Source organism: Pseudomonas sp. TWP3-2, assembly GCF_049897765.1.
Classification (GTDB): Bacteria; Pseudomonadota; Gammaproteobacteria; order Pseudomonadales; family Pseudomonadaceae; genus Aquipseudomonas.
Genome location: NZ_JAFCWW010000003.1, coordinates 327,588 through 340,251, shown reverse-complemented (window position 1 = coordinate 340,251; position 12,664 = coordinate 327,588). Strand labels below are relative to the sequence as shown.

The 12,664-nt window shown below is 51.5% G+C and carries 10 protein-coding genes; all 10 read right to left on the bottom strand.

Annotated elements, in window-relative coordinates; genetic code table 11:
• The 10 genes from ACP7EE_RS07040 to ACP7EE_RS06995 all read right to left on the bottom strand — a co-directional run bounded on the left by ACP7EE_RS07040 (position 1) and on the right by ACP7EE_RS06995 (position 12,640).
• Entirely contained in the window at positions 1–1,794 is a 1,794-nt protein-coding gene (locus ACP7EE_RS07040) for a glycosyltransferase (protein ID WP_426234025.1), read from the bottom strand.
• A 282-nt stretch (positions 1,795–2,076) separates the two neighbouring features.
• Positions 2,077–3,096, bottom strand: coding sequence for an MraY family glycosyltransferase (locus tag ACP7EE_RS07035; protein ID WP_426234024.1), 1,020 nt, complete (start codon positions 3,094–3,096; stop codon positions 2,077–2,079).
• Entirely contained in the window at positions 3,093–4,067 is a 975-nt protein-coding gene (locus ACP7EE_RS07030; protein ID WP_426234023.1) for a UDP-glucose 4-epimerase family protein, read from the bottom strand. The genes ACP7EE_RS07035 and ACP7EE_RS07030 overlap by 4 nt, the downstream gene beginning before the upstream one ends.
• 166 nt (positions 4,068–4,233) lie before the next feature.
• Entirely contained in the window at positions 4,234–5,610 is a 1,377-nt protein-coding gene (locus ACP7EE_RS07025; protein ID WP_426234022.1) for an FAD/NAD(P)-binding protein, read from the bottom strand.
• Positions 5,607–6,200 carry an adenylyl-sulfate kinase gene (cysC, locus tag ACP7EE_RS07020; protein ID WP_426234021.1) on the bottom strand — a complete coding sequence of 198 codons (594 nt, stop codon included), beginning with the start codon at positions 6,198–6,200 and terminating at the stop codon, positions 5,607–5,609. Before cysC ends, ACP7EE_RS07025 begins: the two co-directional genes overlap by 4 nt.
• Before the next feature lie 170 nt (positions 6,201–6,370).
• Complete coding sequence (locus ACP7EE_RS07015; protein WP_426234020.1) at positions 6,371–7,717, bottom strand: glycosyltransferase; 1,347 nt, start codon at positions 7,715–7,717, stop codon at positions 6,371–6,373.
• Between the two features lie 48 nt (positions 7,718–7,765).
• Positions 7,766–8,698 (bottom strand): NAD-dependent epimerase/dehydratase family protein, encoded by a 933-nt coding sequence (locus ACP7EE_RS07010; protein WP_426234019.1) that lies wholly within the window; start codon positions 8,696–8,698, stop codon positions 7,766–7,768.
• Positions 8,699–8,793: 95 nt separating this feature from the next.
• Entirely contained in the window at positions 8,794–11,007 is a 2,214-nt protein-coding gene (locus tag ACP7EE_RS07005; RefSeq protein ID WP_426234018.1) for a glycosyltransferase, read from the bottom strand.
• Between the two features lie 9 nt (positions 11,008–11,016).
• Positions 11,017–12,180, bottom strand: coding sequence for an acyltransferase family protein (locus ACP7EE_RS07000; RefSeq protein ID WP_426234017.1), 1,164 nt, complete (start codon positions 12,178–12,180; stop codon positions 11,017–11,019).
• A complete protein-coding gene (locus ACP7EE_RS06995; protein ID WP_426234016.1) occupies positions 12,173–12,640 on the bottom strand; it encodes a hypothetical protein in 468 nt (155 codons plus the stop codon). The genes ACP7EE_RS07000 and ACP7EE_RS06995 overlap by 8 nt, the downstream gene beginning before the upstream one ends.
• Positions 12,641–12,664: the final 24 nt, after the last annotated feature.

Sequence of the window (12,664 nt, the reverse complement as noted above, 5' to 3'; positions counted from 1 at the left end):
TTATTTGCCCTGGTTCCAGGAACCCTGCGGACACCCCATCCGAATGTAGTCGGCAAATGGATCGCAGCCGGGAATCTCGACGCCATGCTGTTCGGCATATATATCTGGTTGAAAGTCGCTACGCGGTGACCGTGGGTTTATACCGCTGGCCCATGACCGCACGTAGAGCCGTGCATCCTGCTCAGTAGCATTGAACAAGCCAGAGTCACGAATGGTTTCAACATCCCGCTTTTCCTGTTCGGCAAACTTTGCGGCGTTTATTCCGACAGACTCTAGTTGCGCGACATATTTGTCCATATTGAAATAAACTTTCGACGCCTGATAACTATCATTGACAGCCTGCTCATACAAATCACTGGAATTGGCTAGCGCGAATATTTTGTGAACGGCGCTGTCAACGTCGAGATAATCTGCAACACAGGACTGGCGTAGTCCACAGGTGGAAAGGAAGTCAGAAATACCTGTAGCCTTGTCGAAGCAGAGCACTGGCAATTGTGCATCGAAGGCGTCGATAGCCACGTTGGGCAATGGGTCAAGTCGAGATGAAATAAATAGAAGATCAGCTTCTTCATAAGCCGTTTCGATGACGGAAGTCTCATCAAGCATGACAAAGCGATCCTGTAATCCTGACCGTTTGATCTGATCTGCGAGATACACCGAATAACCGTCTTCGGCGTCAGGGTTATAGCCCTTGCCGATCCAGACATAGCGAAACCTGTCGCCGCCCGGTGCAAGCATAGTTTTGATGGCGCATTGAATGAAGAGGTCAGCACCTTTACGAAAGTTAACGTAACCTGCGCCCAGGACTACGAATTTTCGGTCAGCATCAGCAGCAGGCCGCATCCGGCCGCGCAAGTATTCGGACTCCTTCTTCGCATTCTCTTCACAGACAACTTGTGCGGGCAGTACGCAACGCCCTTGCGGGATGACATGCGCCGTAAGGGACTTCAAGGCAGGACATGAATCCTTGGCGCTTTCCCACGTAATGTCTGCGGAAAACACCTGATCAGCCGACCACAGTCGGGCATCGGAGAACACTGCGCTACAATTCGGGTAAGCAGACGCGAACTCATGGATCAACGGTATAGCGGGCACGAAATTACGGGCCAGCGGTTCCAGAACCACGCGGCATTCCATACTGTTGACCAGCGCAAATTTAAAGTTGAATTTGGTGCACAGAAAATCGACCGCTGGATGCGAATAGGCAACATTGTTTTTCAGTTGCGAGCTTGCCATTGTGGCGACAGCAGCCTCTTCAAAGGCTTCAATAAGTGATCCATGACCTAACAAAAGCGCAACTACGTTGTAACGACTGGACAAACGCTCTACCAAGTTAAGAGCAAGTATCGGCGCTCCTGATCGTGATGCTTCATGGCTTACAACCATGATCGTGTCTCGCGCGGGATCAAAAGTTCGACTGTTGGACAGCTTGATCGCTGGCAAGGTTACAATCCGCCAGCTTTCCTGATATCCGTGATTCAAGTAATGCGCAACAGGATCAATTGATGTGCCAAGATCAGGATTAAGTTTGAGATAGAGTTCGGGATCAAAATTTTCAGGCAGCAGACTTAAATCATATCCAATAGGAACGTTCAACGGTTCTTCCACCACGCCAATTTCAGTAACGTCAGCAACGCTATGACTGGTATCAACCAAGCTTGCCTCAACAAACACCTGCTCTGAGGAAATTTCTGGCTCGCCTGCCTGCTCCTGAGGTGATTTAGTACTTTTCAGGTTTTCTGACCGGTCAGTACACGATTTGAACAGCTTGGAAAAAAAGCTAACGCCAGCCAAAATCTAATCCTTCTAATTGGGCAAAAAAAGACATACGCGCCTGGAGACTTCCATTGATTGCAGGTTCGATGCTATTCGACATCACAATGATGGTGAAAATCTTCAGACTGCTGAAGCGTGCTGGACGTCAACTCGATCTCGTCGTCAACTGGGCGCAGCAAACTTCCATCTGTTGTGCATGATACACATTTTAGGCAGGTTTTTAGCCTCTCCGGGCACGTCTCCGCGGGGGAGCGGACAGCCGCAACAAGATCCCTGGAGTTACAGGTACACCGTTGCCAGCTATCTGATTTCCTCAAGCTCTCCCGCTCGAAATTTGACTGCCAACCAAATGAGCGGCAAATACGCGATCACCAACGCCAGCGCGCCGTCTACCTTAAAGCGGTTCACACAAAGCGCAATTGGGAGCAGCCACAACACATTGATCACCCCAACCATTGAAGTGACAGGTAAATGCTTGCCAAACTTTCGGGATGCAAACTGATAGGCGTGACTACGATGCGCTTCGTAAATCCTGTCTCCGCGAAGCAATCGGCGCATCAATGTGAAGGTCGAATCAACGATAAACACACCCAGCAATATCAGCCAGACCCAGATCAACCCGGGATCGATCCAGGCAGCCTGAAGCGCCAGCAGTCCAAGAATGATGCCTAGAAACCCGCTACCTGCATCCCCCATGAATATCTTCGCTGGTGGAAAATTCCAGCACAGAAAACCGGCAGCGCAAATTGCCAGTAACCCCGGCAGCCACGCCATTTCCGAGATTCCTCCTAGCCAGTAGATCAAACAGGCGCCTGCACAAATCGTTACGGCTTCGACGCCAGCGATACCGTCTATACCATCCATGAAGTTATAAAGATTAAGCATCCAGACCAGATAGACCAGCGCTAATAAATGCCCGAACCAGCTCAACTCAATACTGATACCGCCGACCATCAGCGGAGGCAGGCCTCCGATCCAGTACACACCCCAGCCAGCTGCAAGAAAATGGGCCAAAAGACGCCAACGCGCGGCGATGTGGCCATGGTCATCCAAAAAACCTATAACTGCAGTAATGCCACCAGCACCAGCCAGAGCAATCAACGCGGTTACTGTCGTTTGTCCTTGATAGAACAAGACAGACAATCCACAAAGAAATGTCAGGACAATAGCTACGCCTCCACCGCGAGGAGTCGGGATAGTATGAGAGCTGCGCTGATTGGGAATATCGATCAAACTTCGCGATAACGCATAGCGCCGTAAAAACGCAGTCAAAGCGAAAGAAAACACCGCGACAACCGGGATAAGCCACCAGTCTTTCATTTTTTACAAGATTCCAGAAATGGTTTCACTGTAGCGTCAAGAGCGCATTGAAAACTGACCGGGGGCACCCAGCCTAACAGCCGTTGATTCTTACTGATATCGACCTCGAGCGATCCAAAGATGCGCTGTGCAACGGCACCTTTGCCCACCACGTTCGCCACTGTAATCATCAGGTTCACCGGCATCGGCAATAGAATGGATGAACTGTGCAGAGCCGCAGCTATGCCGCGTAACAGCTCGGTTGTAGAAACCGCAGGCCCGTCGCTGACCAGAAATGTCTGGTTCGCCGCCGCTGGATGATCAATACAGGCAACGATAAAATCAATCAGATTGTCCAGACTGACCAGGCTTCGCTTGTTATGTACAGCGCCAAAAGGTAGAGGAACACCGCGCTGCAACCAACGGATCATACTAAGGAAGTTGGCTTTCACACCCACCCCATAGACCAGTACGGGGCGAAGGATCACTACCTCCATGCCGGTAGTTGTGGAGAGAGCCTGCAGCCCAAGCTCTGCCTCAAGTTTGGATATGCCATAAGGGTCGACTGGAGCAGGAACGTCGTCTGCAGTAAATACGCATCCTGGCCTGGTAGATTCGCCGTTGACCTTGATCGAACTGATGAAGATAAAGCGCTTGACCCCAGCACGGGCAGCCTGCAGAGCAAGGTTCAATGTGGCATCGACATTCACTCGCCGAAATTCGGCCAGAGGGTCAACGGCAGACTCTTCCATGACATGAACCCGGGCAGCTGAATGCACCACGACATCAACCTGGTTCAGCGCATCATGCCAGTTGATGTCATCAGCCGTCAGGTCCGCAAACGCAAAGCGGCGGATTGATTCAGGAAGCTCGCGACACTCTTTGCGCAAAGCGGCAATCAATGAATATTGATCACCCTTCGCAAGATGCCGTAGCAAAGCTCCACCCAAAAAACCTGAGCCACCGGTTACAAATATCTTTTCAACTTTCATTGATCGGGCTCGGCAAATGAAAATTGACTGCTTGGTATTGCATCACGACTATTCACCAGGCAATCGAAGCCCATGGTTAGCGCCTTGTAGACAACGGGTTCATGCATGTGACGTGAAAACGACAATGCGTGAATGCAAATCCAGGCGTCGATCGACTGATTCAGCCTCAACCGACTTTTTCAGCAACGCGTACGGCTAGGTCCCGGGCATATTTTCTGAGTTCTGGCACAGCGGTAGCTTCCCAGAATTGAGCCTTGAGCATCGGCCCGACATAACTCAACCAACTGAGAGGTGCTGCATGCTGGTTGAGTACAGAAAGCGACTGATCCACACAAATGCCCAGACCGAGTCTATCCAAGCGAATCAGCCCTGCCTGACGCAACTGAACGATTAAACGATCATCGACCCGAGCAAGATTTGAATTCGGACCTGTGCAATTGATGATATGCGATACCTCCACCGACTCGACCGCCGTGGAACCCCGCACTCCGATGTGAACTCGTAGACCGCCAGGCAAAACTTCAATATTGTGGATTCGCCCCGCCATAGGCTTAAGCCGACCCTGTTCAATGAGCGCCGAAAAACCTGCATACGAAGCCGGGGCGACTCGATGGCGATGGGCATCCCAATACACTTGCAGATGACGCAGAAACCGTCGTTTTTCTGCCTCGCTCAAGCGCTCCCATAATTGCGCTGTGATCGGGCGCACGGCCGCGACGATATCGCGCCAGTCGACATCATCCCTGGCAGCAACGCGAACCAGTGAACGCATGTGACGCAAGTAGCTCAATACTGTCGGAGCAGAAGACGATAGAGTCTGAACCACGTCTCCCGCGACCGCATCCACATGCCGCGAGCTCCGATGCGACAACGGCTGAACGCCCCGTCGTGAAAGCATGTAAACCGGGCCGCTGTGCCCCTGCTGATCCAGCGTCAACGCCACATCCAGCGCAGTGAGTCCTGCGCCAAGCAGAAGGACGGGAGACTGCGAATCGATCGGCACCTCGATTTCACCGGACCAGGGGTCTGCCAGATAGCGGCCTGCTTCGCGGGGAATGGAAGTAATGTCAGGGTTGAATGGCGAAAAATTTCCGAATGCAAGAATCACGTGATCGGCAATCATCTCCCGACCATCCGCAATTTGTATCCTCGCCTTGCCGTTCATCTCTTCGATGCTGTGTGCTTCGGCAGTGATCCGCTCGAAACTCACACCTTCACGACAGTTGCGCCCAGCGTCTGCAAGCAAACCCGAAAGGTACTCGCCATAGAGCTTACGCGGGACGAAAGATGCCGATGAAGTACCCGGCAAGCGCGTCTCGCAAAAGCGCAGAAAGTGATCTGGCTGATCCACCAGTGCCGACATGTTCCCCGCAGGCACATTCAGCAAGTGCTTGGAACTGTTAGTTCCGTAGGCCAATCCACGCGCCATCTCTCCGGAACGGTTGAGTAAAACCACTCGCGTGCCAGGTTTGCACACTTGCAAGAATTGAACGGCCGTGACCGCGCCACTGAACCCTGCACCAATGATGATCAGCGTTTTCAAGACTCGATTCGCCCGACTAGATACTGCATGATTTTCGCCACCGAAGTGGACACATCTTCTTCAAGTGTATTGATAGATATGTCCGGATTCAGGGGGTGCTCATACAAAGAATCAATGCCGGTGAAATTTTTTATCATGCCCGAACGAGCTTTGCCATAAAGCCCCTTTGGATCCCTACGCTCACACTCAAGCAATGGCGTGCTGATGTAGACCTCGACAAAGAATTCATCACCGATCACTTTCCGGGCCAGTTCCCGATCAAGCCGAAAAGGCGAAATGAATGCACTGACTACTATCAGCCCCGCGTCAACCAGCAGTTTGGCAACTTCGGCAATTCGACGGATATTTTCCGCCCGATCATAATCATTGAACCCAAGATCCTTACACAGACCGAGACGCATATTGTCTCCATCCAGCAAATATGTATGACGATTATGCTCGAGCAATGCCTGCTCCAGAGCGTTTGCTATCGTCGACTTGCCGGCACCGCTGAGCCCGGTAAACCACAGAACCACAGGTCGTTGCTGCTTGAGAGCACTACGCTGCCCCCGATCGACGACCATGTGATGAGCGACAAGATTTTCGGTCATCTAAACCACACCGCAGCTAAATGCATATTGACTTATATTCGGATTTGCAAGGCCAACAAAAACCATGATGTGCAGACCCCGAACCCGGATTCAGAATTAAGCGTGAAGAATAAACCCAGCGACTCTCCGAGCCAAGGAAAACCTCGGAACGAGAACCATACCCGAGTTGACTACATGGATAATTTCCATATCTGCAACAACTCGTCTACATAAACAGAAACAGATTTTGGAGGGGTAGAATTCGAGGCCAGACTCGCCAATAAACCGGGCTCGGCAAGCAATCGTCTCAAGGCGCCTTCAAGCCCCTTCACACTCCCCGGCTCAAACAGCAATCCGTCGACATCGTGCGTGACAGCCTCTGCGATTCCAGGCACATCGGAAGCCACAACCGGACAACCGGCAGCTTGGGCCGAATACACGACCAGGGGCGTATTTTCATTCCATACAGATGGCACTACGAGGGCATCCAATCTACCCAAGACATCGAATATTTCTTCGTTGGCGAATGTGCCACAAAATTTTACCGAGGCATTGCCACTGGCCAATCGACGCAAGCGGGCCACATAGTCGGGAAAGTCAGTTTCCTTGCCATATATTTCGAGTTGTATAACCCGAGTAGAGAAGCACTGCAGAGCTTCCAGAAGCACATGACAACCTTTGTGTGACGCCAGAGTGCCAATGAACCCCAACACCAAGGGACGCTCATCCAACGTACGATCTCGCAGCACAATTTTCGGCTCAAGATTGATTCCGTAGGACGATCTGACGACGATGTCTGACTGCACACCATTGCGCACCAACAATGCTTCGATCATCTGGTTCGGTGCAATGATCCCTTGCAAAAGATTCAGCCGTCGTACATTGCGTTCAAGGCGACCATTCAGCGCGCGCACCTCACCGAGCAGAGACCTGGAGGGCATGCGGGCGGAGCCCAGCACTCGTACCAGCAGGTCGCTGATCCCATCCGGAACCGCTGTAACAAGCGCTCCAATCCGGACAGGAAGCTGACTGGCGGCAAAATGCACGACACAATTACCCGCATCCGCGCTAGGCCCGGCACAGGCCCGCCCCCCACAACGCAGCAATTGCCCGGAGGGACAAATACTCCAGAAGTCCGTGGGCGTGTAATAAGCCGGGACACCGGCATTAACCGCTTTTTCGATCAAGCCTGTGCCGAGGCGATTGAGGTGAAAGAAATGAACGACATCCGGCTTGAATTCTTCCAGCAATTGCTCAAAGAAATCAGCCGCGAGATGATTGTCATAACCGATCTCGATTTTTGAAGTCTGACCACCCATGGCTACATAAGAATGCCGGAAGCGATCCACCAGGATTGAGTCGTAACGATATTGATCGAAGCGATTCTCATCCGCGAGGGTCTCGCTAGTCGGATAGCCAGTAAAGATCCTGACATCATGCCCGCGGGATTTCAGCGCCCGCGCAACGGACAGGGTCAAAACTTCAGTACCCGCAGAAAACTCCGGGAAAAACTGATGAACCGTGAGTAGTACTTTCATTCTCAACCAACGCTATCAGCGAGCAGACGGTAACTCACCCGGTTACCCTCATTTCTGCAGTTCGTTCTTGGCCCACTCAAAGGTTCTGACTATCCCTTCCCTCATCGACACCTTGGGTTCCCACCCCAACTCGTCCCGCGCCAGATCGTTGCTCAGCACACTGACTGGAACATCAAAAGACCGTCCAGGCTTATAGTTCCTGGCAACTGGCTCACCACTGACTTCTTCAATCATGGACATGAGGCTGTTAAGGCTGGTGCCAACACCTGAGCTGATATTAAAGACGCTGGCGCTACCAGAATATGTAGCGGCTTTGGCAAATGCCTCTGCCACATCACTGACATGCAGGAAGTCGCGCTCAACGCTGCCATCCCCCCAGATTTCTATGGGCAACGCCTTCAATACGTTATGGATGAATACGCCCACCGCCCCCTGAGCTGTCTCCACGCGCTGTCGCTCACCATAAGGATTGGCAACCCGCAGAACCACGGGTTTGATGCCGTACAGATGGTTGTACATTTGCAGATATTTCTCGATGGTCAGCTTCGTAATACCATAAGAAACTTCCGGATCTGTCGGGTGCTTTTCGTCGATAGGCAGATACTTCGGTGCACCATAGACTGTGCCCCCCGAAGAAATAAAAACAATTCTGCCAACGTTGTGCGCAACCATCGCATTGAGCAATTGCAAACTTGCGACCACATTGCTCTGCACATCATAAACCGGGTCTTCGTTCGAGCTTTTCGGCAGCGTGGTAGAGACGAGGTGAAAAACAGCGTCTACCCCTTCCACCGCTTTATTTAAATCACTGGTCGACGACAGGTCGCCTGTCATCCATTCGACACATTCATGAGGTAAAAACTTACGATATTCAACTACACGCGGTCGTTCAAACACTCGAATTGAATGGCCGTCTAACAACAAGCGGTCAACAATAGTTGACCCAATAAAACCGCCGCCACCAAACACTGTAATTTTCATAAAAATTCTCGACTAACATCGAATCCATGGCAAATAAATTGACGTCAATCAGTCAATAAAAATGACAAAAAAAGTAACACAAAAGCTACAAAGCGTCAAGAAACCAGCGCTTTCAACTTTCGCAGGATTTTTCTTATCACCGGCTTTTCAAAAAAGTATTCACCCAATCGATGCTGGCGAACTTGCGCAAACAGCGAACGTAAAATTCCACCCTTGATTGGCGCTACGGTTTGAGCTTCGTTTGTCAGACAATGGGTACTATAGAGATAATCCAGATAGGATGTTACACGCCGACTTTCCAATGCCGTCGTTGCCAACTCTTTCGCCAGACCAAGCGGCAAAAACGGGTGCGACGATCGTGCCCGGTTGGCTTGAGCCTCATCCAGTATTTGCAGCCATTTACGATTAGTGGCCGCCGCTGTGTACTGCGCCTCGATCAGTCGTCGGCACGCTTGCGCCTTTTGTTCACGCATTACCGCATAATTCGAGAGCGTTTGTATTACGCCGACATAGTGCCGAACCTCGTCCTCGCCGTGGGGAATCAGATATCCGGTTTCTTCCCCCACCAGCTCATCCTGCCCGCCAACATCTGCGACTACTGGCACAACACCCGCCGCCATGGACTCAAGAAGAGCAACCGAAATCCCCTCATATTCCGAAGGCATCAACAAGACATCGGAAATCGCCAGTAACGAAAGCCAATCGGCATGCGACTTCGAGCCCATCACGTGAACTTCTGCATCCAGGCCATACTGCTTGATCATGTCCTCAAACGCCGGACGCAACTCACCCTCACCGATGATCAATGCATTAAAGCGAATGCCTGCCTGCTTCAATGCATTCAGAATCTCAGCCAACTTTAGCGGTCGCTTCTGGTTACACATACGACCGGCGAAAATGATCGTCAACGCCTGATCATCCAACCCTAAATCACGTTGCTTCTCAGCGCGCTCAGCCAGAGAGAGCGAAACCGGGTGTGACTTGATCCCTGTGTACATGACCCGGATCTTCTCGGAGTCAGCGTTACGCTGCACCATCCATTCCGCTAAATGGCCCGTACTGACCACATTCATGTCCAGCGCATCCTGATAGCCCACTCCGAACCGCGGATGCCCACCGTTGAGCCAGTGCATTTCCTCGGTGTGGCTCAAGTCCACAAACGTTGTTTTCGGTGCCGCAGTTCGCAAATAAGGAAGGAGTTGGTAACCCAACGTACTCCCGGCAACCAACACCGTATCAATGTCCCTGGAGGCAATGAGATATAGCAGGAATCGAGGGAAATCAGACAGTGAGAGAATATTCGGCAGGATAAAAATATCCGGAGTCAGCTCCGCAAACCTGTCCTGCCAGCGATGATCGGCCTCAAGCGTGGCGCAGACCGTCACGCGGGCCCCATCTGCCACCAATCCCTGGATGAGATCGATGTTGACTCGATCAGCCCCACCTTCAACCATCCACGGAAGTAAGAACATAACTCTTCTACCGTGCGTATTGCGCTCCAACGGATTGTTGAAAACAACGCCCTCTGGAAGCGTTTCATAAGCCGATGGATAACGCCGGTGAGGGTTCGGAACATGCTTGAAAGATACGGCAGGTGAGACTTCAACACCTTGACGCAACGGCACTCTGCCGCAGGTCTGCAGGAACTCAGCGATGGTGAAACCCCAATGACCGGCAGCTGCCAAGCGAACAAGCAGCGAAGTAGGCTCTCGACCGTCAGCCAAGAGCGCTACTTCGTCAGACACCTCCAAAATGGCCGACTTGCGGACAACGATGCCTCTGACCTTGGCATGAGGGTGTTCAAGATAATATTTGCCCTCACTCAAGTTCTGCCGAATCTCTCCACCCTCCTCCCCCGGGACCTCACCGAAGGAATTGCAAAAGGCAAATTCAGGGTTCGACTCAAGACACCAGATTGCCTTCTCGATGAAGGTCGGATCGAACACCGTCGCTGCATCAGCCAAAACAACGTATTCAGGATGCGCCCATACATCATTCGCGACAGCGCAATCTGAGCCACTGACAACAAGCACTCGCTTATCGACGGCTACTGCCTGAAGAAAGGCAGGGCTGATTGAATCCTCCTCTCTTACATCACAGCAAATCAACCACCTCCAGGCTTGGAATGTCTGGTCTAGCAGTGACCGGTACAGACCTGAAAAATCAGGCAGGGCTGCAGTCGAACAGCTGACCACGAGGACGTGACTTTGCTCTAGGGCAGCAGGACGCTCAATACTTGCTTTATACCTGTTGGTCATTTCGCGCGAACCAGAAGCAAGGGGGAGATCAATGTGTACGGAGTTTGACATAACGGTGACTCACTTCCCTGCGCCAAAACGCTGAAGACTTTTCAAATACTTTAGTATCGACAAACCATTCACGTCACGAAGCCTTAAAAATGGTCTCTCGACAAAGGTATACGTCAGATGAGCGAGCGCATAAACACACGCAATGAAAATCGGATAGGCCAACCATGGATTAGTGTAGATACTTTCATGCAATCCATATCGATTCAGCACATTTATCACTAATATAAAAGCGAAAATATGACCAAGATAAATAGAATAGGAAATCAGACTAGTATATTTAACAAACCGGTTAAGCACATTTGAACGGGATGCACGCAAACTGAAAAATCCGGGGATCAAAGCCGCGAAAAACATGGCGGAGCACGTAAAAAACAAGGATTGCTCGAGCTTGCTACCAGCCGTCCATGGAAGCCCCTGTCGGGTCAAGACAATCAGCGCGACAGCGAACGCAAATGGCACATACCAGAACGTTGCAAGACGCTCAAAAATTGGTCGGTGCCAAGTATAGACATAGGCGATCAACACCCCGAACCCGATGGCATCCAGTCGATACAGAACAACATATCGGGCGTCGTCATATCGCACTGATTGAATCGGCAGCCCCATACGGGCCAAGAAAGGTACAAGCATGAAGACCACGATAGCGATCATCGCCGCACGCCTGACACCTGCTCCCAGGCCGATCATCAACATCATGACAAGTGGAAAGGTGTAATAAAACCATTCCTCAACCGCAAGGCTCCATGACAAACGATAGAAATCCGTCATATTCCAGGCAAAGTTCTGCGCGAACACCAGATAGTGAAACTGCTCGACAAACGTGGTTGCACCCGCCCAGTCAAAGCGCAGTGAAACGAAAAAGAAAAAGAGATAAAGCGGCAAAGTCCTCATCCACCGCCGATACCAGAAACCTGTCAGCCCGCTTACCTTCTGCTCGCGCCAATGCCCCGCTTCTTTCAGAAGGATTCTGCCGATCAGGAAGCCACTCAGACAAAAGAACAGGTCCACGCCGAACGTCGCAAGAAATGCGAACCCTGCCAATACGGGATGAGGTGTCGAATGCCCCAGCATATGGCCGAAAACGACAAGCAGGCAGGCAATGGTCCGACAGACGTCAAGACCAAACGAACGATGGACACTGGGAGCCGTACTTGTAGCTTGGAGGCTATTCATCAAGTTTCACTTCTTGAGTCCACAAAATGTCGCAGCAACGCCCTTCCGGCATCCTGAACTGGCCAATTGCAACACGTGTAATTGCGACAGGAGAAAACTCAACGCGGTAGCGACAAGAAGCAATGCCTTCCTGATTTAGGGTTTTGTCTGGTGTCAGGGCCTTCAGATTGAACTGCTGATTGATAAATCCCTCGGCTCCTGCGTTCGAAGTGTCCGCCGGATACCGGTGCAGGAAGAACTCATCCTCCAACATGGAGATATCACAAGCCTTTACTTCAAGCGAGACTCCAGCAGGAGTTACTGTCACTTCCAACCCTTGTGGAAGAATCGCCGATGCCACTGGCGGTGCGGGGGGGGCCACCATCTTCCCGACGCCTGCCCAGCGAGCGAAGGACAACACGCCGATCGCAATCAAGACGAAAAAAAGGACACTACTCACTATCTTCAGATCGACCTTCACTTACTGCCTCAACGTCACAGATTA

Coding starts and splice junctions, on each gene's coding strand:
- ACP7EE_RS07035 (WP_426234024.1), bottom strand. CDS start 3,096: ATGAAAGACTGGTGGCTTATCCCGGTTGTCGCGGTGTTTTCTTTCGCT.
- ACP7EE_RS07030 (WP_426234023.1), bottom strand. CDS start 4,067: ATGAAAGTTGAAAAGATATTTGTAACCGGTGGCTCAGGTTTTTTGGGT.
- cysC (WP_426234021.1), bottom strand. CDS start 6,200: ATGACCGAAAATCTTGTCGCTCATCACATGGTCGTCGATCGGGGGCAG.
- ACP7EE_RS07015 (WP_426234020.1), bottom strand. CDS start 7,717: ATGAAAGTACTACTCACGGTTCATCAGTTTTTCCCGGAGTTTTCTGCG.
- ACP7EE_RS07010 (WP_426234019.1), bottom strand. CDS start 8,698: ATGAAAATTACAGTGTTTGGTGGCGGCGGTTTTATTGGGTCAACTATT.
- ACP7EE_RS07005 (WP_426234018.1), bottom strand. CDS start 11,007: ATGTCAAACTCCGTACACATTGATCTCCCCCTTGCTTCTGGTTCGCGC.
- ACP7EE_RS07000 (WP_426234017.1), bottom strand. CDS start 12,180: ATGAATAGCCTCCAAGCTACAAGTACGGCTCCCAGTGTCCATCGTTCG.